Below are 24,742 nucleotides of genomic sequence, written 5' to 3' on the forward strand. Positions count from 1 at the left end.
GCCTTATTCCTCCTCTGCCAATAATTCTTGACGTGTTTTTTCATCTAACAATGGGTAACCCAAGCGTTTGCGTTCAGCGACAAAGGTCTTGGCTACCACACGCGCCAGATTACGGATACGGGCAATATAACCTGCCCGCTCTGTTACTGACACTGCCCCACGAGCATCTAAGAGGTTAAAGGTATGCGAACATTTCAAAACATAGTCATAGGCTGGGTGAACAAGATGTTCTGCCAAGCAATTCTTGGCCTCCTGCTCAAATTTCTCAAAATTAGCCAAAAGCATGTCTTGGTCGCTCAATTCAAAACTGTATTTGGAATGCTCATACTCTGGCTGGATGAAAATTTCGCCATATTTGACCCCATCAGCCCACTCAATGTCATAAACTGACTCCACCTCTTGGATATAAGACGCCAGACGCTCCAAACCATAGGTCACCTCAGCCGTCACAGGATAGGTCTCCAAGCCACCAACTTGTTGGAAATAAGTGAACTGAGTAATTTCCATGCCGTCAAGCCAGACCTCCCAGCCCAAACCTGCTGAACCTGTTGACGGATTTTCCCAGTTGTCCTCAACAAAACGAATATCATGTTCCAAGGGATTGATGCCCAAGAGCTCCAAACTTTGTAGGTAAAGTTCTTGAATATTGCTTGGGCTTGGTTTCATGACCACCTGAAACTGATGGTGTTGGTAAAGACGGTTAGGATTCTCCCCATAGCGACCGTCTGCTGGACGACGAGATGGCTCGACATAAGCCGCATTCCAAGGCTCTGGCCCAATAGCACGCAAGAAGGTGTAGGGGCTCATGGTTCCCGCCCCTTTTTCATTATCATAGGCCTGCATGAGCAAGCAGCCTTGTTCATTCCAAAATTGTTGCAAGGTCAGGATAATTTCCTGAAAGGTTAATTTTTTTGACATCATATCCTCTTTTCTATTTATCCACACTAGGTATAATTTCTACAAAGACAGGCTCTCCTGTCTTATCCACATAGGAACAAGTCATAGCTTCAAGGTCAATCACCCATTGGTAAATCCCAGCTTCTGCTGTTTCTTGACAGAAGGTTGGAAAATCTGTCTGTCCAGCCTGATGATGGCGTAAACTAGCCAGAAACTGATCGCGATTGACCTTGTCCGCAACCAATCCCGTCACCTGATAGCCCGTTTTTTCCAATAACTGGCCTGTTGTTGAGCGATAAGTAACCAGACCAGACTGGATATTCACCCTATTTTCCACCATGCCCAATTCCTTAAAATAAGCAATCAGCTTAGGAAAATCAGGCCCTGTAAACTGTTCATGACCTCGATTGATATTTTCTAAGGTAAACATTGACGCTCTCTTTCTATTTCCTTAATATTCCTTATCCAAATAAGCTTTTTCCAATAATCAATCCAAAACAAATAAAAACCACGCACTTTCCCCTGTTTACACAGGGGCGTAGCAACGCGGTTCCACCCTATTTTTGACTTCATTGTTATTGATTAAAGCATTGAACTGCCACCATTTACTGTACGCCTGCCTAGCTTACACCGACCTAGACTCGCTTTAAGGTTCCAATAAAATCTCTTTCAACACACCTATCTTACCACAAAATGTTTGACCTGTCTAATCTTACTCTTCTTGCAACCAAATTTTTTGCCCATTGACATAAGTGGCCACCAGATCGAGGTCCTTGGTCATGATGATAAAGTCTGCTGGCAGACCCTGCTTGATTTGCCCACAACGGTCTTCAATGCCAAGGGACTTGGCAGGAATGTAACTAGCCATCCGAATGGCTTCCAAACGACTGGCCAGACCCCAGGTCACGATATTTTTTACAGCATCTTTCAGCTGCAAAATTGAGCCAGCCAAACTGCCTCCATCTCGTAACCTCACTTGGCCATCAGCTACCGCTACCGGGAATTCTCCCAAGTGATAAGTGCCTTCTGCCATCCCTCCGGCACTCATGCAATCCGTAATCAAGGCAACACGATCATGGCCTTTTTGCTTAATCAGTAAATCACAGGCATTGGGATGGACATGGTAGCCATCGCAAATCAATTCGGCAAAGGTTTCTGGCAAGTGATAAACTGCCCCTAGCATGCCCAGTTCACGATGATTGAGCCCCCGCATGCCATTATAGGCATGGACCCAGACGCTAGCACCGGCAGCCACTGCTTTTTTGGCTTGGTCATAGGTTGCATTAGAATGCCCCAAGGCAATCTTGACCCCCTTGGCTTTGGCATAGGCGATAAACTCTTCTGTGCCTGGACGTTCAGGAGCTAGAGCTAGCTTGCACAAGAGCCCTTGCGAGGCCATCAACCACTGGTCCAACTCCTGCTGGCTAGGATTACGCATATAGGTAGGATTTTGAGCCCCCTTATAAGCTTCTGTAAAATAAGGCCCCTCAAAATAAAGCCCCTGAATCTTACTCCCTGTTACCTTATCTTTCATGGCCACCGTTACCTGACAAACCTTGGTCAGAGTTTCCCTATCAGCAGTCAAAGCTGTGGGTAAAAAACTGGTTACCCCAGTCTCTGGTAAGGCTTGACTCATACGAGCCAAACTTTCCTCCTGACAGTCCATAACATCCGCCCCAGCATAACCATGGATATGGGTATCCACCAACCCTGGAGCCACATAAAAACCCGTATAATCCACCACTTCTGCCCCTGCAGGAACCGTGGGATACCACTGACCAAAACGACCATCCACCAGTTCAAGATAGCCGCCTTCTTTTTCCTCGTAAGGGTAAATAAAGCCATCTGCCTTGATAAACATAACTACCTCTTTCTTCCACAAACTAGGTTTATTATAATATAAAAACTCTGAAGCAACCGACAATAAACATTTTCTCAATCATCTTGACCATTTCTTTTTAAGGAAAAATGGTCAGGCACTTCATCGCTACCTGCCCTAGCAAACGGATGACAACGACCAATCCGAGCCAAGCCCATAACTACCCCTTTGATCCCATGCTTTTCAATGGCCTCAATCATATAGGCCGAGCAAGTGGGGCGATAGATACAGGAAGGCGGAAACAAGGGTGAAATCCATCTTTGGTAGGCTCGTACCAAGTAAATGACTAGCTTCATTTGATTTTATTGATGGCCGCATTATGGAGCTGACTGATTTCTTTTTTGTTGAGACGGCGATAGTCTCCTGGTCGCAAGCCAGTCAAATCCAAGGTGCCAAAGCGAGTGCGTGACAATTTGTCAACCAACAGACCGACACTTTCAAACATCTTCTTGACCTGATGGTTGCGTCCTTCATGGATAACTAGCTCTACCACTGAACGATTTTTCTCCCGGTCCACCTTGATAATGGTATAACGTGCAGGCTTGGTCTTTTTGCCATCAATAACCACACCACGGGTCAAGGGACGCAGGTTTTCCTTGGTTGCCAAGCCCTTGACACGCGCCACATAGACCTTGTCAATTTCATTTCTCGGGTGAATCATCTTGTCGGTAAAATCACCATCATTAGTCAAAATCAAAAGTCCGGTCGTATCCCAGTCCAAACGTCCCACGGGGTAAATCCTCTCCTTGACTTGAGGCAAGAGGTCAATAACCGTTTGCCGCCCCTTATCATCAGAGACACTGGAAATCACACCACGTGGTTTGTTCAGTAGGTAATAGACCTTTTCTTCGTTATAAATCGGACTACCACTGACCTCAACCACATCGCCTGACTTGACCATCGTCGCAAGCTCTGTCACCAGCTGGCCATTAATAGTAACCAGACCTTTTTTGATTAGTTCTTCTGCCTTGCGACGACTAGCCACCCCTGCGTGAGCAATATATTTGTTAATTCTCATGTTGTTCTTCTCTGTCTCCTAGTTCTTCCTTATCAAAGAGATTAACGCTTTCTTCCTTAACTGTCAAGTCAGAAATATCAACTAACTCTTCCAAATGATTAATCCCCATATAATCCAAAAAGTAAGCTGTTGTTCGATAGAGATTGGGACGACCCACAACCTCTTTTTTACCAGCTTCTTCAATCAAATCAAAAGCCAAAAGCTTACTGATAGCCCCACTGGAATTGACACCGCGAATATGGTCCACCTCAATCCGAGTAATGGGTTGCTTGTAAGCAATAATTGATAAGACTTCCAAACTAGCTCGTGACAAACTCTGGTTAATCGGGCTCCGCGAATACTGACGTAATAAGTCAGCATGTCCCTCCTTGGTTGCCAGCCGATATCGCTGCCCTGTTTCTAAAACTGCCAAACTAGACTGGACATCCTCCCGATGTTTCACCTGTAAAGCTTCCAACTGTTGTATCAGGGCTGAAGGGGGCAAATCCAAAAGCTCAGCCATTTGTCTCAAACTCAGCCCTTCCTCACCTGCTACAAATAGTAGGGCCTCAATCTCTGCCAAATAAGGTCTCATACCGTCTCCTTCTCTAGGTAAATATCATCAAAAGCCTTGGCCTGATAGCAGGTCACCTTCCCCAATTTGATTAATTCTAAGAGGGCTAAAAAAAGGGTAATAAGGTCATTTAGGGTCTGCTTTTGCCCAAATAACTGAGACAACGGCAGTTGTTTTTGCTCAGACATAGCTTGTTCAATGTCTAACATCGCATCTTCTATGTGGTAGTCTTCTGCCTCAATCGTGGCATGATTGTATTTGAATTCCTCCTGCTTTCTAGCCATGATTTTAGCAAAAGCTAAGTAGAGATCCACCACCGTCTTATCTTGGACTAAAATCGAATCATCATAGACCAGTTCCTGTTTGGGCTTTGAAAAATGGCGAGCCCGCTGATCATGCTGCTGGCCCATCTCCTGACTTAGGAGCTTAAAGCGACTATACTCTTCTAATTGATTGAGCAACTCATATTCAGGACTCTCTTCAACAGGCTTTTCTTCGACCAGTTTAGGCAGCAACTTACGACTTTTTATCAGCATCAACTGACTGGCCATAACCATATAGTCACCAGCAATCTCCAACCTCATGCTCTGCAAGGTTTTCAAATAAGCCAAGTACTGCTCAATCACCTCGACCAAAGGCACATCATAAATATCGACCTCATACTTAGACACTAGGTGCAAGAGCAAGTCCAAGGGGCCTTCAAAATCATTTAATTTTATATCCATTGCCTATTCAACCTGCTTTATTTCTCCCTCACATCCCCCGATCTCCAAGAGGAGCGGACCTGATTTTTTCAACTTCTTCCAGTATATCATAAATTTCCTCAGATGAGAGACCTTGACCAGGCTTTCCCGTCTATTCACCTGAAAATCACCTCAATCCTAAGAACAGACTAAAAGTCGATTGGCACCCCAACCGACCTTTATGGGGTGACTTGGTCAACCCCTCTTCATTTGTAATATCTTTCCAGACTCGTTAGACTTTTTAACCCCAGATGTTTCGCCAAGGTTTGCGCATCCATGCCTTGCTCAACCTGTCGTTTGATATATTCTTCCCTCAACCGTTGGGCCGAAACCTCTGACAAGCCGAGTTCTCTTAAGTAGTTAGATAATTGCCGATGAAACCATTGCCGAGAATACCTTTGGCCATCATGCTCAAAAAGATAGGTTTGTGCTTGACGAGCTAGTAAAAATGGAAGCAAAACGTCCGACAAGGGCAGAACCCTAACCTGTTGCTTTCTGATCAGACGCAAGAGCTTAAAATCCAAATCAAACTGCTTCATCTCTGCCAAAACCAATTCACTGGGTGTCAAGCCTAATTCAAGAATTAAAAGGGCAATTAGTTGACCAGTGCTGGCCAAGTCTATCTGGTAAAGACGTGATAGGTTTAATTGTTCTGAAACTAGCCAAGTCCTGTTCTTAACCAAGACTTGCTGACTTTTCAGTCGGTAAAATCGAGTTAATTCTCCTTGCTCGTATAAGAAATAGAGGAACTGATTAACAACTGATAATTTACGATTGCGGGCCGTTGCCTTTAAACCGAGCAAGGACTCCTCATACCGTCTTAAGCTTTGATCTGTCACCTGACCCCTTGTGGTCTGGCAAAATTGTTGTAAATCATAGCGATAGGACTGCTGGGAATTGGCAGCCAGAGTTCTCGTCGCCAAAAAAGCTGACACCTGACACATCATTTGTTCAAGCAAGGCCTAGTCCTCCTTAGGCTGAATCTCATAAAAGCGATTAAAATCATGTAACAGACTATTGATTGCTTTGAGAATTGATTTACGGGTTATAATTCCTAGAAACAGTTGGTCATTAGTCAAAACGGGTAAAAAAGAGGCATCCACCAGCTTGTGCATCACTTCTGTCAAATCAGCATCGAAAGCAATGGTGGGCAATTTTTTATTGACCATCAGCGAAATATCTAAGTCCGCCAGTTCCATCTCGGTCAAGTCATGCTCTTTCTGGTACTGGATAATATCCGACATACTGATTGTTCCGACATAGTGCTTATCTTTCGTCATCACAGGAACCCGGGAAAAGCCATTATTGGTCAACAAGAGCATGACATGACTGACATTGTGACTATCAATGAAAATGGCTAATTCTTCCTCTGGCGTTAGGTAATTTTCCAAATGGGCCAGTAAAAATTCTTCAAATTCTTTTGCAATCATCGACTAAATTCCTTTGATAAAGCGGGATAGAGTTGATGATCAAGGGTGTAAAAATCAACCTTAATCCGCTCATCATCTACCTCTACCCGGGCATATAATTTTTCCTGAACAGGGCCACGCGGTTGCTCGACACTTCCAGGGTTAATAAAGACTGTTTTCCCCTCCTGCCAAGCCGTCGCTTGGTGAAGATGGCCATAAAGACAGATATCAGCGCCTTCTTCTTGTGCCCAAAAGTACAGACGATCCCACATGAAATTGATCAGATAGAGATGCCCGTGAGTTTGAGCAATGGTTAAACCAGCAAACTGAGTCACTAGACGATCTGGATAGCCTTCCCCATCACAATTTCCCCGAACAACCTGAATGCCCTCCCAAACTGGCAAATTGCTAGCAAGTTCTGAATCACCATTGTGAAAAATGCCAGTAACCTGCCCTTGGTAACGTGCCTTGATCTCTTCCACCACGCTAGGATTTCCATGAGAATCACTCATAACAATTAAAGTGTAGTTTGCCATCTTGGAAAAACCTCCATTAATTTTTTAACGGCTTGCCCACGGTGAGACTGCTGATTTTTTTCGGCCGCTGTCAGTTCTGCCGCTGTTTTGCCTGTCTCCCCAACCAAGAAGAGTGGATCATAGCCAAAACCGTTCTCTCCCTGTGGTTGAAAGCCAATATAACCCGTCCAATCAGCTGACACGACTAGACTCTCCCGCTCCGGAGCAGCCACCACCAGGGTGGTGTGGAATTGAGCACTGCGTTTTTTCAAGTCAGCAATCACTGCCAATTCATGCAACAATTTCCTATTATTTTCCTCATCACTAGCATCTGGACCAGCAAAACGAGATGACCAAACCCCAGGTAAACCACCCAGCAAGTCTACTTTGAGCCCTGAGTCATCGGCTAAAACCATCTGTCCTGTTAACCTAGCAATCGTTTCAGCTTTAAGGCGAGCATTCTCCTCAAAGGTCATCCCCGTCTCAGCCACTTCTGGTAGGTCTGGGTAGTCATTAAGATTCTCTACCTTAACCCCTAGGCGCTCAAATAAGGCACGAAATTCCTTGGTTTTCCCCTCATTACGTGTCGCAATCAAGAGAGTCTCTCCCAAGACATGCGCCTGCCCTAAAACCTCTGACAATTTGAGTTCCTCCTTGGCGACCTGAGTCCACAAGACCCGGTTCTCTTCTGAAATCAAAATCAACCCCTTAAAGTATGTTAACTTTAGGGTCCGCCCTAAGTGCTCATTAAGCATCTCTACCAAAAACTGCAAGAGTTTCTCATCCGAAGATTTTTTTACCACCACTAATTCAAAAGAAGGCTGCCCTTCAGTCATCATGGATAGGCTGGCTAAACAATCCCTAATGCCCGTCAATTTCTCCTCGCCTGCTCCTAGGTGATATATCATAGGACTGGCACTACCCCACTTGGCAATGTACCAGTCTTCTCCTGCCTTGTATTCATAAATATCTTTACTCATAAGTCCACATGCTCCACATCAATCGTTTGTTTCAACCAGCTTTCTGCAATGTCCTGAAAGCTTTTGGCACTAGCAGTCGTATAGAACTGGTGTCGAGAAGAACCCGCTGACCAGCTTCGATTTAGCTGGAAATAGTTTAGCAGGACAGAAATATCACGCACACATTCTGCTCCACTATCAATCAGGCTAACATTGCTTCCCATAACCCTTTGAATCAAAGCCCCCAATAAAGGGTAATGAGTGCACCCCAAAACCAAGGTATCTAGTTCTGCCTCAGCCAAGGGGGCTAGGCTTTCATAAACAACTTTTTTAGCCAGACTAGAGTTAATTTCATTAGATTCTACCAAAGGGGCAAAACGGGGACAAGCCAGACTGATTACCTCTATTTGTGGGGCTAAGAACTGGATTTTTTCCCGATAAATATCCGACTGGATAGTCATCGGCGTCCCAATGACACCAATACGACCCGTCTGGCTAGCCTTGATGGCAGCCCCCGCCCCAGGTAAAATCACGCCAATGACTGGAATGTCCAACTTTTCCTTGATTTCTTCCCAGACAATAGCTGTTGCCGTATTACAAGCGATAACAATCATTTTAACATTTTTGGTTAACAAAAACCTAACCAGTTGCCAAGTAAACTCCCTAATCTGCTCCGCTGGACGCGGTCCATAGGGAGCCCTTGCTGAATCGCCAACATAGACAACCTCTTCTTGGGGGAGTTGGCGTATCAACTCTCTAACCACTGTCAGTCCCCCCACACCAGAATCTAAAAAGCCAATTGGCCTATTATCCATACCTTCCCCATTCTTTCATCACTAATTTTACCAAGCTAAAAAATAAGAGAGCAGAAAATCCCTTCCCTGCTCCCCGTTACATTTATTTTTTCTTGGCCTTAGCGCGTGCCGCCTTTTGTTGCTTGTTCATTTGACGAACAACCTGTTGAACCTTAGCTTCACTTGGCTTTTGTCCCATTTGACTCATCATGGTGCGAATAACATCCTCGTTCAATGGTGGGTTTTCTTCCAAATATTTTTCCATTTGTTTACGGGCAATAAAAGTCCCTCCCACAAGGCCACCTAAAAAAGCAAGCAATACAATTACAATCCAAAGAAATGTTGACATCTTCCTTCTCCTCATTTTTTTACCTACTCATTATACCAAAAAACCAGCCAAAAGACAAAATTTACGGCATGCAGTAGCCCAACCAATAACCTCTCCTCTAAGCTTCAACAAGGGAAATGCTCCGCTATCTTAATCTCTCCGCCCTAACAAGCGCAACAGACTGAGGAAAAGATTGACAAAATCAAGGTAAAGGCTCAGGGCCAGAGAGATAGCCCACCCATCCGTGACCTGACCACCTGTCTGCTCATACACACCTTTAATGAGTTGGTTGTCATAGGCAATCAAACCCGAAAAAACAAGGACCGACACTAGACTGATTAGGTAGGACATCAAGCTACTTGACAAAAAGAGATTAACCAGACTGGCTAGCAAAACACCAATTAAGGCAGCCATCATTGCTTTTTTCATACCCGATAAATCCTTATGAGTCCGCCGTCCAATCATGGCCATCACAAAGAAAACCAAGGCCGATGACACTAAAGCTTGAAAGACGGTTGTCTGAGCATAAGCTTTAAGGATAAAACTCAAGGTAAAACCATTGAGAGCAGAATAAGCTAAAAAGAGAGGCAGGGCCATGGGAGTATTCTGACGTGCTGCACCGCCTGCCACAAAAACTAAGGCCAATTCAATAACCATCGCCCCATAATAAAGCCAAGGGTAGCTAACTAAAATCAACTGCATATTGTCTGGAAAGACATAAAGCATCAAACCAGCAACAGCAGCCGATAGGCCGATTCCCATTCCAACCAAGCTATAAACCTTAGCATAAAAGCTAGCCAAACCCGCCTCAGACCGGTCATAAACAGCTGTACTCATCTTTCACTCCTAAATCTTCATCTTATTTGAGGTCTTAGACCAAGGGCCTTGTTTCAAGTAGTTTCTGAGCGGCGTCAAAGCCTCCTTGACCGCCCAATATTTGTCCACCATGGTTACGATATAAGCCTCTTTGTAACGTGGCGGAGCCATGGTGGCCCCCCACATATGTTTTAAAATAATATCTTCTTCCCGTTTGTTCAACTGGGTTAATTTTCTGGCATTACGGATAGCAATGCGCGGGTGAACCCAGGCATGACTTTTATTAAATTTAGTTTCTCGCCAATCATAATAAAAGAAGTCATGCAACAAGCCTCCCCGAGCCGTGCTCTTATGATCCCAGCCAAATTTTTTAGCAATTTTATAGCTGGTATAGGCCACATTGATCGAATGTTCAAAACGGGTAGAATGATGATGTTGAACAATAGGGATTAACTTTTGAAAGCGTGGGTGACGAATCAAATGCCCCACATGTTGCATAAACTCAGTATCTCGTTCATAATGTTTCATTTTATTTCACCTCTGTTGAATTATTATATCATATCAACTTAAATAAAACTAAACATTAAAATACCAGCTGCCACTGCAACATTTAAACTTTCAGCCTGACCTGGCATGCTAATATGAACCAGTTGGTCGGCTACTTCTGCAACCTCCTGAGAAATTCCCTGACCCTCATTACCAAAAATCAGGGCAAAAGATGAAGGCAACTCCACTGAGCGATAGTCTACCGAATCCTTTGATACGGTCGTAGCCAAACAAGTAACCCCTTGGGCCTGTAACATATCAAGACTAGTCAAGGTAGGCATCCGATAGATCGGGAGATGAAAATGGCTCCCCTGCATTGAACGCAACGTCTTTGGATTATAAATATCCGCCGTCTTCTCTGAAATGAAAACCCCATCAAAACCGGCAGCATCTGCTGTCCGAATCATTGTTCCTACATTGCCCGGGTCCTGCACATCCTCCAACAACAGGTATCTTCCTTGAACCTTTTGTAAAAACGTCTGCTCAGGTATTGGCAATTCTGCTATAATCCCTTGAGGCGTCTGAGAACTAGATAGTTCCTTCAGCACCTGTTCAGAGACACAGACCACCTGACCCTGGTAAGTCGACAATTGCTCCAAATAATCGGGCAGGACAAAAACACGGGTTATTGGCACTTCTGCCCGACAAGCCTCTTCAAATAAATGCCAACCTTCAATCAAGTAGGCGGACTGACGATGTTTTTTCTGCAATAATTTTTTGGTCTGTTTTATTAATGGATTGGCTTTAGATGTCATTGTAATCATGTCCTTATTATACCACAAAGCTGGTCCATTCTATGATATAATGAAGTCATGACTTCAGAAGGGAGATTTCACCATGAAAAAACTAAGACTACTAGCCTCAGGTCGCGTTCAGGGAGTTGGCTTTCGCTATGCCGTTGTCAATCTAGCCCTAGACATAGAAGATCTTTATGGCCGAGTATGGAATAATGCTGATGGAACGGTCGAAATTCTAGTCCAATCCGAAAATTCTGCCAAATTAGCAAAATTTATCCAAGACATTCGCAAGGGACCTTCTCCTATGTCTAAGGTTAGCTATTTGGACGTCACCATGGCTAATTTTTCAGATTTCAGCGACTTTCAAGTGATTTATTAAATTCATCCTTGAGAACTATTGAGAAATTAACAAAAAAAAGGTAAAATAAGGGGTATCTTAAAATTTGAGGAAATTATTGTGAAAAAAAGACAGAAACAATTACGCTTATCTGGGCTTGGCCTGAGCCTACTTTTTCTTCTTGCAGGGTGTGTCCAGCAAAAAAATGGTGTCCCCACTGGAGAAGGCTGGGTCTATAAACTCCTTGTTGAACCCATGGGCAAATTCATCCAATACTTCGCCAATGACATGGGGCTTGGCTTTGGTATCGCCATTATCCTGGTCACCATCATTGTCCGGCTGGTTATTTTACCACTAGGGCTTTACCAAAGTTGGAAAGCCAGCTACCAGTCTGAGAAGATGGCTTATCTCAAACCTATTCTTGAGCCTCTGCAGAAGCAAATGCAAGCAGCAAGTAGCCAAGAGGAAAAACTAGCTGCGCAAACAGCCCTCCTAGCTGCACAGCGTGAAAATGGGGTCAGTATGTTGGGGGGAATTGGCTGCATGCCTCTTCTGATTCAAATTCCCTTCTTCTCAGCCCTCTTTTATGCCGCCCGCTTTACTGAAGGGATTGCGGGGCAGAGCTTCCTCTGGTTTAGACTAGACCAGCCAGATTTACCGCTGGTTATCATTGTCGGGATTCTCTACTATGTTCAATCTTGGCTATCCATGCAGGGCATGCAGAACGCGTCTCCGGAACAAGCCAAACAAATGCAGACCATGATGTATATGACCCCACTCATGATGGTGATGATGTCCTTTAGTATGCCAGCAGGTGTCACCCTATATTGGTTTGTCGGTGGTATCTTCTCCATCCTACAACAATTGATTACCATGTCTATTTTACGACCAAGACTGCGTCAAAAAGTTGCTGAGGAATTTGAAAAAAATCCACCAAAGGCCTACCAAAGTTCGAAAACACGCAAGGATGTTACCCCAAAAGCCCAAGAAGCTCTTGGCGCTCGAAAACCATCAAACCGCAATGCCGGCAAGCAACGTCGAAAATAATTAGACAGTACAAAAAGCAAGAGCCGTAAAGGCTCTTGCTTTTTGTATATGGAAAACAACAGAAGGTAGAAACAACTACCTTCTGTTATTAACTTATTTGGTTTTGCTAACACGAACGATTTCAACCTGATAGGCCCCAACAGGTGCATTTATACTGACCTTGTCACCAACTTTTTTACCAATCAAGGCTTGAGCAATTGGGCTTTCGTTAGAAATCTTACCAGAGAAAATATCCACACTAGCCGCTCCGACAATTGAATAGGTGTGTTTATCGCCAGAGCCAACCTCTTTGACCTCAACAGTTCGTCCGATAGCCACTTCATCTTTGGCAAAGGCATCACTGTCAATAATTTCAGCATAGCGAATTTTAGTTTCCAACATGGAAATTTGATCCTCAACAAACGCTTGTTCATCTTTGGCCGCATCGTATTCGCTATTTTCAGAAAGATCTCCGTAAGAACGGGCAATTTTAATCCGTTCAACAACTTCCGGACGACGAACCAGTTTCAGTTCTTCTAACTCTTTTTCTAACTGCTCTTTCTCAGCTAGGGTCATTTGATAGGTTTTTTCTGCCATAATTTTTCGAAACCTCTTTCTTGATTCTCTGAAAACCAAAGAGCTAGGAAAATTTCCAGGCTCTTGGCTTAGTGCTTAGATTAGTTCAATTGACTATTAACGTATTTTTCAACATTGGCTGAATGTTCTTCGTAGCTGGTTGCATAATAAACATTTCCTGTTTTAACATCAGCAACAAAATACAAGAAATTCGTATTAGCTGGAGCTACCGTTGCCTTAATCGCTGACAGACTTGGACTATCCACTGGACCAGGCATCAAGCCTGTGTTACGGTAAATATTATAAGGGGAGTTAATCTCTGTATTGATGGCCGCATCTTCAGCTAGCGTTGTTTTTTGTCCCAGTTTACCCATGGCATATAAGATAGCAATGTTACTTTGGAGTGGCATATTTTGTTGCAAACGGTTATTAAAGACACTAGCAATCATCTTACGATCATCATCTGTTGACCCTTCTTTTTCAACCAAAGATGCCAGGGTCAAGACTTCATTAACGGTCTTACCAGAAGCTGCGATTTGATTGTAATATGGCGCTAGTTGGGCATCCATCGTTGCAATCATTTCTTCAACCAACTCTTCTAGGGTTGTTTCTTCATAGTAATTATAGGTTGCTGGGAAAAGATACCCCTCTAACTGGTAAACGGCATCATTGGCTGATGGCAGTCCCGATAAGAGATTTGGGTATTTTTGAACCATTTTGTTGATGAAAGTCTGGTTAGCTACCAATTTCAAAAATTCATCACGACTAAACGGTGTTTTATCTGACGTATCCTTGGTATTGGCATTGCTGGTCACTGCTTGAGAAATCTGGTCAATCGTATAACCTTCTGTGACTAACACTTTACCCAAGGCTGGACGTGTCGGCTCAGCCGTGCCTCCTTTTTGCAATTCCGCAGCAATATCATCCAAGGACATATTTTTTTGGAAATTATAGTAACCACTTTGGAAATTAGTATAATTACGGAATTTAGTGTAGTAGTTAAAGATTGTGCCATTTTTGATGACACCAGCCTGTTCAAGGATTTGACCAATCAGCTTGTTACCAGAGCCGGCCGGAATTTCTACCTGCACATATTCTGTCGAGGTAGAATCTACTGGATTAAGGGCTCCCTTGACATAGCGATAACCAAAGAAGGCGGTCACCAACATCAAGATAACAATAATAGAAATTAAGATTGTAGAGATTTTCTTGGCAATACTATCCGTCTTTTCTTTCTTGTTGCTATAAGCAGGCCGGTCCTCTTCTTCCAAAACAGAATCTGAGGCAAAAGGTACCTGAGTATCTACCAGGTCCTCTTCCTCAGGAACCATTTCTAAACCTGATTCCACCTGACTTTCTGCCAGTTCTTCTTCAGGCAGGTCAGCCAAGCCAACCAAGTCCGAAAGATTCTGTGTCTGAACCAGCTCAACGGTTTCCTCCTGAGGAGACAGGTTCAAGGATTCAACCTCTTCTGCTTCTAAGCTAGGCTCTTGAGGGCGAGTCACATATGCGGCCTGCTCATTGAGCTCCTTGGTATTCACCGCTAATTTTTCTACTCGAATGTCATCTAAGGCAGACTGGACTTGACGTTCCAGTTTCACTCGCTCTTCAGTCACTCGTTGTTCTTCTAAACGACGTTGTTCTTCATACTCGGCCAACAATTCTGCTGTTCGTTTAGCAGCTGCCTCTGCTTCTAATTTTTTTTGATATAATTCTTCTTCTCGAAGTTTTCTTAGTCTATTGGCCTCTTCCAATTCTGCTAAAATCTGCTCCTTAAAAGACTGGCCTGTCGGAGTCTTTGGCTTATTCGTGTCAGTCAAATTCTCAACCTCCCATCTTTATCAAACGCCATTATAACCTAAAAACGTGATAAAATCAAGACTTCACTCTATTTTCGGTTACTTTTCAGTTAAATGTTATCTTGTCGTAATAATTATTAATCTTGATATTGGGGATTATACCAAACCAGATTAAACCACTGACAAGCTGCCAGTTGAGAGGCTGATTCCCCTTCATCCACAAAGCCATTCATCTCATAATACTTGATGAGGTAGTCATGGCAGGTCAAACTGAGACCACGACGATTTTGGACCACTGCCAAATCCTTGACTGCCGCCAATAAGGTGCTTCCAATGCCCTGACCCTGATGACTCTTAGCAACTGACAAGGCGCTGATGATAAGGAAGCCTCCCTGACCTTGATTGGGAACAGCTCCCATAAAAACATCATCAACAAGGTACTTCTCTTGGCGCACATGGGCAGTAATATAGCCAACCACTTGTTGATCAATGTCAGCCACCAGAAAACTGTCGCTGATATGAGCAATCTGTTCTCTCATCGCAGCTTCCGAAATAGCCTCTGCTGGCAGAAAGTTTTCACGTTCAAGAACCATCAAACGAGCTAAATCTTCTGGCTTAACATGCCTAATTTGCATCATTTTCCTCAAACCCTATTGATTACTACTAGCCAGACTGGCAACCAAGCTTTCAAAAGCGTATTCATAGGTTTGGATATCGCCAGCTCCCATAAAAACATAGACCGCATTATCATGGTCTAATAGGGGAGAAACATTGTCCACGCTGATGACCTGGACTGGTTTGGCAATATTCGCCGCCAAATCTTCAATCTTGACCTGGCCATTATCCACCTCACGGGCTGAGCCATAAATCTGCGCTAAATAAACATAATCAGCTTCATTCAAGGCTTGAGCAAAATCATCTAGCAGGGCAATAGTCCGAGTAAAGGTATGGGGTTGGAAAATTGCTACCACCTGTTTAGCTGGATATTTCTGACGGGCTGCATCTAGGGTTGCGATGATTTCAGTTGGATGGTGGGCAAAATCATCGATGATGATGGTTCCATCAACAATTTTTTCCGTAAAGCGACGTTTAACACCTGAAAATGTTTTTAAGTGCTCTGCTACCAAGCTCATCTCAAAACCTGCAATATGGAGATTGCCGATAACTGCTGTGGCATTTAACACATTGTGACGACCAAAGGCAGGAACATGGAAACTCCCCAACTCCACCTGTCCATAGCGCACCTTGAAATCAGATCCATTGGTTGTACGGACCACATCATAGGCAATAAAATCACAATCTTGGTCAAAGCCATAATAGTAGATTGGCGCCGTAGCTTCTAACTGGCGCAATAGGGGATCCCCACCAAAGACAAACAACCCTTTGGTAATCTGCTTGGCATAGTCATTAAAAGCATTGAAGACATCATCAAGACTAGTGAAATAATCTGGATGGTCAAAGTCAATATTGGTGATAATGCTGTACTCTGGATGATAGGGTGCAAAATGACGCTCGTATTCGTCAGATTCAAACACAAAATACTCACTTTTGGCTGAGCCACGTCCTGTTCCATCACCAATCAGATAAGAAGTGTCAGTGATATTTTTCAAGACGTGTGATAAAAGGCCGGTTGTCGACGTCTTACCATGGGCCCCCGCCACACCTAGACTGGTAAATTGGCGCATGAACTCCCCTAAAAATTCATGGTAACGCTTGAAAGGTATTCCTTGCTGAACTGCATAGGCCACTTCAACATTATTATCTTCACGAAAGGCATTCCCTGCAATAATTTCCATGTCCGCCTGGATATTATTTGAATCAAATGGTAGGATGGCTACCCCTGCTTGCTCCAAACCGTACTGTGTAAAGTAGTACTTATCAACGTCACTTCCTTGTACCTTATGCCCCATTTGGTGCAACATCAACGCTAAGGCGCTCATACCTGCACCTTTAATTCCAATAAAATGATAAATCTTTGTCATCTTGTCTCCTACTTCATGTCTTCAAAACGCGTCAAATTTAATTCTTGCGCCACTTGACGTTCTTTTTGAAGCTGATGTTCTGTTTGATTGTAAATTTGACTTCGTTTTAAGAAATCATAGTTATTTTTTTTAGGTTTCTCCTTGATAGAAAGGTTGTTTGGTTCCTGATAAAGGCGCGGTAGCTCAGCCAAGATATACTCCTCTTGCCTAAGGTGATTAGCCAACCTGGCTAGGGGGCTAATAACCTTTGGCTTGTCTCTCTTGTCCGAAGGTACCGGTTTAGTCGGTTCCCTCTGAAAGCTAGGTTTAGCCGGAATTTTCATTTCCTGGGCCAAAAAAGTCTGTCTTTTCTGCTTCAAATCTTGCTTGGCTGCTTCCCGCATTTCCTGAGCGTAGGATTTAGTTGTTACAGGAGCAGGAGCTGGCTTGGCTGAAACAGTTAGCTCATCTGACCCTGTCATTTGCGAAATGGGCTGATAGGCCGGTACTTTATCTGCATAAGTTTTTTCTTGATAAACTCCTGAGATATTGCTAATCAAATCTTCCTTATCGTACAGGTGCATGACGGGAGCTGGTGTCATCACAGGCTCATTGTCAGCCACTAAGGGAAACGGTCTTCTTCCTTTTGCCATGGGAACCTCCTTTCTACGCTTGTTTATTATACCTTAATTTCTCTTTTTTTTCAAAACTTCTTTTTTAGAAAACACCCTTTGAAAAAGAGCCAGCTTTTGCTGACTCTTTCTGTGTCAATTAGTCCAAGCCAAGAATTTGCCTCACCTCTGCCAAACTAAGATTAGAACGACTCTCTTTGCCATCTAAAACCGTTGTAATTAAGTGACGTTTATTCTCTTGCAAGGCTAAAATCTTCTCCTCAATGGTGCCACGAGTAATCAGGCGATAGACTTCGACATTCCGTTTTTGTCCTAAGCGATGGGCACGACCAATGGCTTGCATTTCCACCGCAGGGTTCCACCATAAGTCAATCAAGACAACTGTATCTGCCCCTGTTAAATTCAAACCGACCCCTCCTGCCTTGAGGGAAATTAAGAAAAAGTCCCCTTGCCCCTCATTAAAGGAGCGAGTCATCTCTTGACGTAGAGAAGCTGGCGTTGAACCGGTTATCTTATAACTGGTTAGGCCTTGTTGCCCTAACTCCAGTTCGATTAGGTCTAGCATCCCCCTAAACTGAGAAAAAATCAAGGCACGATGCCCACTTTCTCGTAGTTGCGTCAAGAGCTGACGCAAGCTTTCTAATTTACCACTACTTCCTTGATAAGGCATAAAGAGGGCGGGAGTGTCACAAATTTGACGCAAGCGCATAATACCCGACAGAATTTCCATCTTTTGCGATTGAAAATCCTGCGCGGAGGTTTCTCTGACTCGCTCTTGCATTTGGCGTAACTGGGCCAAATAAATCGCCTTTTGCTCATCAACCAGTTCATTATGATAAACTATTTCCATCAAGTCTGGTAATTCCGGCAACACATCTTCTTTTTTCCGGCGCATGACAAAAGGACCAATATATCTTGCCACCAAACTTGGAGGCATTTTGACAAACTTGGGTAGGCTAGGAAGGAGACCTGGCAAGACAATTTGAAAAATCGACCAGATTTCCTGTAACTTGTTTTCAATAGGAGTTCCTGACAAAGCAAAACAACGCTTGGCGGGGAACTGTCGCAAATGCTGGGCAATTTTGGTTTGATTATTCTTCATCACCTGAGCCTCGTCTAAGATGAGGTAATCAAAGTTATGGGCCCGATAAGCTTCAAAATCCTGACGGAAGGAGGCATAGCTGGTAATGGTCACTTGATGATTTTCTGCGATACATTGATCTCGGACGGCCTTTTGGCCATAGGAAACAACGACATCCAATTGGGGAGCAAATTTGACAAATTCATCCTGCCAATTGTAAATCAAGCTAGAGGGAGCTAGAATTAACACTTTGGATTCAGGATTTACTTTTGACGATAAGAAAGCGATGGTCTGTAAGGTTTTACCTAACCCCATGTCATCCGCTAAAATCCCCCCAAAGCCATAATGGTCCAACATATTAAACCAGCGGACACCCACCAGCTGATAATCTCTCAACTCAGCCTTGACCACTAACTGATCTAGTTGAAAGGCTTCAGGATGGGTCAAATCATAGGCCAGTTGCTGAAAGTCTTCAGACAAACGAACCGAATCTAGTCCCTGAACCGCCTGTGACAACTGATAGGCTTGGCGAGGCGCCAATAAAAAACGGTTATCTTTGGCCGATGATAGCTTTAGCCCATGCAGGGTATCACTAATGCCCTGTGTTTCTTGGTCAAACAGAATCAACTGCCCCTCTTGGCTAATAAAATGGGCCTGATGATTAAAGAGAGCCGTCATGGCTTGGCTAACATCTGCTTCATCAATACCAGAAAAGTCAAAGGAGACTTCCAATAGACCACCGCTATGGTCAATCAATACTTGCGGTCGGGACACTGCCCGTAAGGCCCAGATGTCTTGGGACAGTCTTACCGTTCCTAGCGCCTCCAAGGACGGAACAGTTTTAGCAAAAAAATCATAGATGTTTTTTGAAGTCAATGGTACATGATGAGCCTGAAAATCCCCTTGAAAACCATGAGCAAGCAAGGTCTGAAAGACCTCTTCCTCATGCTGAAAATGACTAGTGTAGGGCAGAGCTGATAAGTCTTGACGACTTCTAACCAAATGTTCACCATAGTCAAAGGTCAGGGACAGGAGCAGGCGACCATCCGCTAAAAGATCCACGTCAAACTGAGGAACAAAATCTTTGACCATAAAATCAAGAGGAGCATTTACTTGCCCCAAAAGTTGAAATTCTGGTAAAACGGCTGCTAATTGGGCCTTATCTTCCAAATTAAAAGTAAGACGACGACTACCATCATCTTCTAATGGCAGACTCCTCAAGGCTCCCACCAAACGAGATTGCTGGACAGTCAGCCGATAAAACACCCCCTCAAACCATAGGTAATCATGATCAAAAAAGAGCTCCTGACTTTTTTCCAAAATCAATAATTCAATCTGCTGACCTTTTTCCACAATATCAAAAGAATAAAGTGGTTGGTCTGGACTTAACTCACGACACTCCAGTTTCTCATAGAGGGTCTCTCCATCTTCAAAACGAAATTCATGTAAGTTTTGAAACAGGCCGAGGCCTTCCTCAAAAAAGCCACCAAACAAGGAAAGATGACGCCCCTGGTTGGGAAGAAACACAGCAGTAATACTTTGATTACCCTTGGGTAACATACGCCATAAAAAACGAATAAGTGCCTGACTAGGCTGATCAAATTTTAACAATGATAGAGGTTCAAAATACTGCTTATTGATCTGATAACCTGTTTCCTTTTTGACCGTCGTCAAAAAAGCTCTAATGTCACGAATGATATAAGTTCGTTGATCGGGGAGACGATTGATTTTTAGGGTCCACCAAATATCACTCGCATAGGGGCTAAACTGTCCCTGAACAGACAGGCGATACGTGGTTGTCCGATCTTGATTACTGGCTAAGCCTTCTAAAAATAGGCTACCAAAAGACTTGGTCCGCTCCGCCTTAAGGTTTGATTGGGCAGCCATAGCTTGTCGGTTTTTAAAACGATTGTCCTTGTTGAGAGCATGCTCCACTGCCGCCAGGTGGACACAGTAATCTTTTTCCGCAAATGATTGACAGGCACAATGTACCAAGTGGTCATTAAAGGAATAACAAATAGCGATTCCTGCTACTTGGGCTTCAATTAGCTCATCTTTTTCATCCAAAAAAATAACTAGACCTTGGTCGTATAGGGCTATGCCTTCATTACGCACCCGTCCAGGAATCATTCTTCCCATGCTCTCACTCCTTTTTATTAGTTAAATTATAACAAAATTTTCCAAAAAAACAAAAAATAAGTGGAGTTTACCCCACTTATCGGTCTATTATTTCCGTTTTCTGGCAATGAGATGGATTGGTGTTCCCTCAAAGACAAAGGCCTGACGGATTTGGTTTTCTAAGAAACGCAGGTAAGAAAAGTGCATGAGCTCTTCTTCATTAACAAAAATCACAAAGGTTGGTGGTTTGACCGCAACCTGGGTGGCATAAAAGATTTTCAAGCGTTTGCCCTTATCTGTCGGTGTTGGGTTGATGGCAATAGCATCCATAATCACATCATTAAGGACAGCCGATGGGATACGGAGATTCTGATTTTGACTAATGGTTTTGATCATGTCTGGCAACTTGTGCAGGCGTTGCTTGGTCACGGCCGACACAAAAATAATTGGGGCATAGGAGATATATTGGAAATTATCACGAATATCCGCCTCCCACTGGCTAACCGTGTGGTTGTCTTTTTCTAAGGTATCCCACTTATTAACCACGATGATAATGCCCTTACCAGCCTCATGGGCAAAGCCGGCAATCCGTTTGTCATACTCGCGAATCCCTTCTTCAGCATTGATAACCATCAGCACCACATCAGACCGGTCAATGGCCCGCATAGACCGCATGACTGAGTATTTTTCGGTATTTTCATAAACCTTACCAGACTTACGCATACCAGCCGTGTCAATCATGACATACTCCTGACCCTCGTTGTCTGTAAAGCTGGTATCAATGGCATCACGGGTAGTTCCTGCAATCGGACTGGCAATGACACGATCCTCACCCAAAATAGCATTGATCAGACTGGATTTACCGACATTAGGGCGACCAATCAAGCTAAACCTGATGACATCAGGATTTTCCTCTTCCTGTTCCGCTGGCAGGTGGCTGACAATGGCATCTAGGACATCACCTGTCCCAATCCCATGGACAGATGACACTGGGTAAGGGTCACCCAAGCCCAGCGAATAAAAATCATAAATGTCATTACGCATCTCGGGATTGTCCACCTTGTTGACCGCTAGAATGACTGGTTTATTGGTCCGATAAAGGATTTTTGCCACGTATTCATCTGCGTCTGTCACGCCCTCCTTGGCCGAAACGACAAAAACGATGACATCAGCCTCGGTCATGGCAATATCAGCCTGGTGCTTGATTTGCTCCATAAAGGGAGCGTCCACATCGTCAATTCCCCCTGTATCAATGATAGAAAATTGACGGTTGAGCCATTCTGCCGTCGTGTAAATGCGGTCGCGAGTGACCCCTTCCACATCTTCAACAATGGAAATGCGTTCACCCGCCACACGATTAAATAAGGTTGATTTGCCAACGTTGGGACGTCCCACGATGGCAACTGTTGGTAAAGCCATAATTCTTTCTCTGCTTTCTATTTGTCTTGATTTCAATTAACGACGATTTTCGCCGACTAGATGGATTTCGCGGGCCAAATAGCGAATCCGTTCCATGACCCGCTTGGCTGGCCAAGCCTCATCATTATCTTTGACCTGGGCCATTTTCTTTTCCAAATCTGCCAAACTATAATTAGAGGTGAAAAAGGTCGGCAATTCTTCCTGCATCCGATACTGCAAAATGACCTGCAAAACCTCATCGCGCAACCATGAACTGGTTTGCTCTGCTCCAATATCATCCAAAACAAGAACTGGAGCTAGCTTCAGGCGGTCAATTTCTTCCTTGACCTCTCCCGTTTTAATGGCTTGTTTAATGTCAATGGCAAAGCTGGGAAAATGAACCAAGGTGGTTGACACTTCCTTTTTTTTCGACAATTCATGGGCAAAAGCCGCCATCATAAAGGACTTGCCTAACCCCATATCACCATAAAGGTAAATCCCCTTAGACTGGCCCTGAGGATAATGATTGACAAAATCAACCAAGGCATCAAAAACAGGTATCCGTTTAAGGTCGTCCAAGGCAATATCCTCAATAGTGACCTGACGATAACTCTTGGGCAGATTTAGCAACCGAATCCGTGACAGAACATCACGTTCCTGTTGCCGATATTTGAGCTCTGCCGTCTCCAAATAAGACACATCCGCATAGCCCTCATTCATGGCCAAGATGGGCTGATAGCCCTTGGCTAAATAGGTCTGGTCTTGGGTCAAGAATTTTTCTCGTTCAATCAGATACTGGTTAAACTTAGGTAAGCTCCGCTTAATCGCTAGCTGGTCCAAGCCTTCCTTGGCAATAAAGGTCGCCACATCACTATCCGCTAAGATTTTCTGAATAATCTCTTCTGTTGACAAGTGACTGGTCAGTCGCCCCTGACCCAAGGTCTGTCCTACTCTTTCCATCTAGTCCTCCCCTCTCAATTCTGCCAGACGCTTCCGTTTATAAGCTTCCAACTCTTCCTTTTCCTTTTGGCTAGTTTGATTTTTATAATCTGGATTGCTCCAATCAGGTATGCTTTTTTCTCGAGCAGCTGACTTTGGCTTTTTCTGGTTACTTGGATAAGCTGAAAAACGCAAATAAATCAACGCATCCTCTGCTCGAGTAATGCCCTTATAGACCAGCTCATTGACAATCTTCTTGACATGATTTTGATTGAGGTTGGCTGATTGGGACCGCTCAAAACTATAAATCATGACCACATTAATAACCTCATCTAACAGCTGCTTAGCCGCTAGCTGGTTCAATAAATCACGTTCGCTAGACACGACCTCTGCCTGACGCTGTTTTTTCAACTTACTTAATAGCATCTCGGGCGTGTTGGACTGAGCTACTTCAAGAATCTTTTTCTCTCCCTTGGCTAAGTTGTTAGAAGATTGTTTCTGCTCATTTTCTTTCTTGGCCAACATCCGCTTGGGCATAATAAACCGGTTATGGGCAGTCTCCTTGGCTAATTGGTAGGCTGAAAACCAGGTTAAATGAAACCGCTCTGACAAATTGTAGATGGCTAAGACATCCTCCTGCTCATTGGCAAATTGAAGCCCATCCTTTTGCATTTGCTCTTTGAAATGCTTTAAATCAAAAGCCAGTTTGGATTTAACCGGTCGATACTCAATCTCACCACTATCTGAGAAAACCTCCGAAAACGTTTTAGACAAATCAACCAAATCTTTGGGCGGTTGCGGAGTTAAGGCCAGTAGGGCAGAATGACCAACCCGCTTTTCCAAGAGCGTGGCTAAAACACCATTAGCAAAGAAATCATCTAGGGGCAGGGGCTGCTTCAACCAAAATTTATAGGTTGATCCATCATGATAAAAAACAACCAAATCTAGGGCTGTCAACAAGGCCAAGGCTTCCTGAAACTTCTGCATGCCAACCTGCAAGTGATTCAAAATCTGGCTAAACTGGTGGGTCCCTTTTCCATTATCGAAAAAGGTCACAAAATAATGGTAGAGCATGAAGGCTTCACTCCCCATCAAAGGTAAATAAGCCCGCACCAAACTCTGACTATCAATGGTCAAATAATTATTTTTAAGGTAAGAAAAGGTATCACTAGCTTTCATGATTTACCTGACTTCTTTTTCCACGCACTCGGCTAGTAATCTGACGAAGCAGGGCTTCAATTTCATCAACATCCTTAAAACTCCGATAGACACTGGCAAAACGCACATAAGTAATTTCATCTAGCTCCGCCAATTCATCCATGACCAAATTACCAATCACCTCACTGGCCACCTCACTGTCATAATCTGTCCGAATCTTCCGCTCAATCCGATTGATGGCTTTCTCGATGTCGCTGCTTGACACTGGCCGTTTTTGGGCACTCTGGATAATGCCATTCAAAATCTTGTCGCGAGAAAATTGCTCCCTAGTGCCATCCTTTTTGATGACCAAGAGTGGCAACTCTTCCACACGTTCAAAGGTGGTAAAGCGGGCCTGACAATCATCGCAGACACGACGGCGACGAATGGTATGACCGTCTTCAGCCTGACGACTATCAACAACACTGGACTTATTTCCTTGACATTTGGGACAACGCATTTTCTCACTCCAATCGCTCTTTGA

Annotated in this window: 28 protein-coding genes; 2 read left to right on the forward strand and 26 right to left on the reverse strand. The window is 43.9% G+C overall.

Translation table 11 applies throughout. The annotated features are described in order from the left end of the window. Window positions 1-3 precede the first annotated feature (3 nt). The 16 genes from glyQ to FRX57_RS04240 all read right to left on the reverse strand — a co-directional run bounded on the left by glyQ (window position 4) and on the right by FRX57_RS04240 (window position 11,221). Window positions 4-918, reverse strand: a complete 915-nt coding sequence (gene glyQ / locus FRX57_RS04165; RefSeq protein WP_146567000.1) for a glycine--tRNA ligase subunit alpha — start codon at window positions 916-918, stop codon at window positions 4-6. 13 nt (window positions 919-931) lie between these two features. After that, a complete protein-coding gene (locus FRX57_RS04170) occupies window positions 932-1,327 on the reverse strand; it encodes a DUF1398 domain-containing protein (RefSeq protein WP_146567002.1) in 396 nt (131 codons plus the stop codon). A gap of 282 nt (window positions 1,328-1,609) precedes the next feature. Continuing rightward, the gene (gene nagA / locus FRX57_RS04175; RefSeq protein WP_146567004.1) at window positions 1,610-2,758 is read right to left on the reverse strand and encodes an N-acetylglucosamine-6-phosphate deacetylase; all 1,149 of its coding nucleotides are present in this window, start codon (window positions 2,756-2,758) and stop codon (window positions 1,610-1,612) included. Between the two features lie 74 nt (window positions 2,759-2,832). After that, window positions 2,833-3,072 (reverse strand): membrane protein insertion efficiency factor YidD, encoded by a 240-nt coding sequence (gene yidD / locus FRX57_RS04180; RefSeq protein WP_146567006.1) that lies wholly within the window; start codon window positions 3,070-3,072, stop codon window positions 2,833-2,835. Then, the gene (locus FRX57_RS04185; protein ID WP_146567008.1) at window positions 3,069-3,794 is read right to left on the reverse strand and encodes a pseudouridine synthase; all 726 of its coding nucleotides are present in this window, start codon (window positions 3,792-3,794) and stop codon (window positions 3,069-3,071) included. Before FRX57_RS04185 ends, yidD begins: the two co-directional genes overlap by 4 nt. After that, the gene (gene scpB / locus FRX57_RS04190) at window positions 3,784-4,368 is read right to left on the reverse strand and encodes an SMC-Scp complex subunit ScpB (protein WP_146567010.1); all 585 of its coding nucleotides are present in this window, start codon (window positions 4,366-4,368) and stop codon (window positions 3,784-3,786) included. Before scpB ends, FRX57_RS04185 begins: the two co-directional genes overlap by 11 nt. After that, entirely contained in the window at window positions 4,365-5,072 is a 708-nt protein-coding gene (locus tag FRX57_RS04195) for a segregation/condensation protein A (protein ID WP_146567012.1), read from the reverse strand. Before FRX57_RS04195 ends, scpB begins: the two co-directional genes overlap by 4 nt. A gap of 224 nt (window positions 5,073-5,296) precedes the next feature. After that, window positions 5,297-6,049: a site-specific tyrosine recombinase XerD gene (gene xerD, locus FRX57_RS04200; RefSeq protein WP_146567014.1), complete on the reverse strand. Its 753-nt coding sequence runs from the start codon at window positions 6,047-6,049 to the stop codon at window positions 5,297-5,299. A 3-nt stretch (window positions 6,050-6,052) separates the two neighbouring features. After that, window positions 6,053-6,520, reverse strand: coding sequence for a cyclic-di-AMP-binding protein CbpB (gene cbpB, locus FRX57_RS04205; protein WP_146567016.1), 468 nt, complete (start codon window positions 6,518-6,520; stop codon window positions 6,053-6,055). Further along, on the reverse strand, window positions 6,517-7,035 hold the full coding sequence (locus tag FRX57_RS04210) for a metallophosphoesterase (RefSeq protein ID WP_146567018.1): 519 nt from the start codon (window positions 7,033-7,035) through the stop codon (window positions 6,517-6,519). The genes cbpB and FRX57_RS04210 overlap by 4 nt, the downstream gene beginning before the upstream one ends. Next, window positions 7,017-7,994 (reverse strand): nucleoside-triphosphate diphosphatase, encoded by a 978-nt coding sequence (locus tag FRX57_RS04215; RefSeq protein ID WP_146567020.1) that lies wholly within the window; start codon window positions 7,992-7,994, stop codon window positions 7,017-7,019. The genes FRX57_RS04210 and FRX57_RS04215 overlap by 19 nt, the downstream gene beginning before the upstream one ends. Then, complete coding sequence (gene racE, locus FRX57_RS04220) at window positions 7,991-8,788, reverse strand: glutamate racemase (RefSeq protein WP_146567022.1); 798 nt, start codon at window positions 8,786-8,788, stop codon at window positions 7,991-7,993. The genes FRX57_RS04215 and racE overlap by 4 nt, the downstream gene beginning before the upstream one ends. An 82-nt stretch (window positions 8,789-8,870) precedes the next feature. After that, window positions 8,871-9,116 carry a YneF family protein gene (locus FRX57_RS04225; RefSeq protein ID WP_146567024.1) on the reverse strand — a complete coding sequence of 82 codons (246 nt, stop codon included), beginning with the start codon at window positions 9,114-9,116 and terminating at the stop codon, window positions 8,871-8,873. A 129-nt stretch (window positions 9,117-9,245) separates the two neighbouring features. Beyond that, entirely contained in the window at window positions 9,246-9,932 is a 687-nt protein-coding gene (locus FRX57_RS04230) for a Bax inhibitor-1/YccA family protein (protein ID WP_146567026.1), read from the reverse strand. Between the two features lie 9 nt (window positions 9,933-9,941). Beyond that, window positions 9,942-10,439 carry an HD domain-containing protein gene (locus tag FRX57_RS04235; protein ID WP_146567028.1) on the reverse strand — a complete coding sequence of 166 codons (498 nt, stop codon included), beginning with the start codon at window positions 10,437-10,439 and terminating at the stop codon, window positions 9,942-9,944. 38 nt (window positions 10,440-10,477) lie between these two features. Beyond that, window positions 10,478-11,221, reverse strand: coding sequence for a TrmH family RNA methyltransferase (locus tag FRX57_RS04240; protein WP_146567030.1), 744 nt, complete (start codon window positions 11,219-11,221; stop codon window positions 10,478-10,480). Between the two features lie 73 nt (window positions 11,222-11,294). Here FRX57_RS04240 and FRX57_RS04245 point away from each other — a divergent pair, with 73 nt between their 5' ends. Further along, window positions 11,295-11,573: an acylphosphatase gene (locus FRX57_RS04245; protein ID WP_146567032.1), complete on the forward strand. Its 279-nt coding sequence runs from the start codon at window positions 11,295-11,297 to the stop codon at window positions 11,571-11,573. Between the two features lie 78 nt (window positions 11,574-11,651). Further along, entirely contained in the window at window positions 11,652-12,578 is a 927-nt protein-coding gene (gene yidC, locus FRX57_RS04250) for a membrane protein insertase YidC (RefSeq protein WP_146567034.1), read from the forward strand. Between the two features lie 93 nt (window positions 12,579-12,671). Here yidC and greA read toward each other — a convergent pair whose 3' ends face one another. The 10 genes from greA to nrdR form a co-directional block, all read right to left on the reverse strand. Further along, complete coding sequence (gene greA / locus FRX57_RS04255) at window positions 12,672-13,154, reverse strand: transcription elongation factor GreA (RefSeq protein ID WP_146567036.1); 483 nt, start codon at window positions 13,152-13,154, stop codon at window positions 12,672-12,674. Between the two features lie 80 nt (window positions 13,155-13,234). Then, entirely contained in the window at window positions 13,235-14,953 is a 1,719-nt protein-coding gene (mltG, locus tag FRX57_RS04260) for an endolytic transglycosylase MltG (protein WP_146567038.1), read from the reverse strand. 116 nt (window positions 14,954-15,069) lie between these two features. Beyond that, window positions 15,070-15,570, reverse strand: coding sequence for a GNAT family N-acetyltransferase (locus tag FRX57_RS04265; protein ID WP_342782202.1), 501 nt, complete (start codon window positions 15,568-15,570; stop codon window positions 15,070-15,072). Between the two features lie 12 nt (window positions 15,571-15,582). Then, complete coding sequence (gene murC / locus FRX57_RS04270; RefSeq protein ID WP_146567040.1) at window positions 15,583-16,914, reverse strand: UDP-N-acetylmuramate--L-alanine ligase; 1,332 nt, start codon at window positions 16,912-16,914, stop codon at window positions 15,583-15,585. Window positions 16,915-16,922: 8 nt separating this feature from the next. Beyond that, on the reverse strand, window positions 16,923-17,546 hold the full coding sequence (gene zapJ, locus FRX57_RS04275) for a divisome accessory protein ZapJ (RefSeq protein ID WP_146567042.1): 624 nt from the start codon (window positions 17,544-17,546) through the stop codon (window positions 16,923-16,925). 118 nt (window positions 17,547-17,664) lie between these two features. After that, on the reverse strand, window positions 17,665-20,745 hold the full coding sequence (locus tag FRX57_RS04280; RefSeq protein ID WP_146567044.1) for a pilus expression-regulating Snf2 family helicase: 3,081 nt from the start codon (window positions 20,743-20,745) through the stop codon (window positions 17,665-17,667). Between the two features lie 87 nt (window positions 20,746-20,832). Then, window positions 20,833-22,143 carry a ribosome biogenesis GTPase Der gene (der, locus tag FRX57_RS04285; protein WP_146567047.1) on the reverse strand — a complete coding sequence of 437 codons (1,311 nt, stop codon included), beginning with the start codon at window positions 22,141-22,143 and terminating at the stop codon, window positions 20,833-20,835. A 36-nt stretch (window positions 22,144-22,179) separates the two neighbouring features. After that, window positions 22,180-23,082 (reverse strand): primosomal protein DnaI, encoded by a 903-nt coding sequence (gene dnaI / locus FRX57_RS04290; protein ID WP_146567049.1) that lies wholly within the window; start codon window positions 23,080-23,082, stop codon window positions 22,180-22,182. Further along, window positions 23,083-24,240, reverse strand: coding sequence for a replication initiation and membrane attachment family protein (locus tag FRX57_RS04295; protein ID WP_146567051.1), 1,158 nt, complete (start codon window positions 24,238-24,240; stop codon window positions 23,083-23,085). It abuts the gene before it with no gap. Next, window positions 24,230-24,718: a transcriptional regulator NrdR gene (gene nrdR, locus FRX57_RS04300; RefSeq protein WP_146567053.1), complete on the reverse strand. Its 489-nt coding sequence runs from the start codon at window positions 24,716-24,718 to the stop codon at window positions 24,230-24,232. Before nrdR ends, FRX57_RS04295 begins: the two co-directional genes overlap by 11 nt. Between the last annotated feature and the right edge of the window lie 24 nt (window positions 24,719-24,742).

Origin of the sequence: Streptococcus cuniculipharyngis (assembly GCF_007859195.1) — a bacterium.
GTDB lineage: Bacteria > Bacillota > Bacilli > Lactobacillales > Streptococcaceae > Streptococcus > Streptococcus cuniculipharyngis.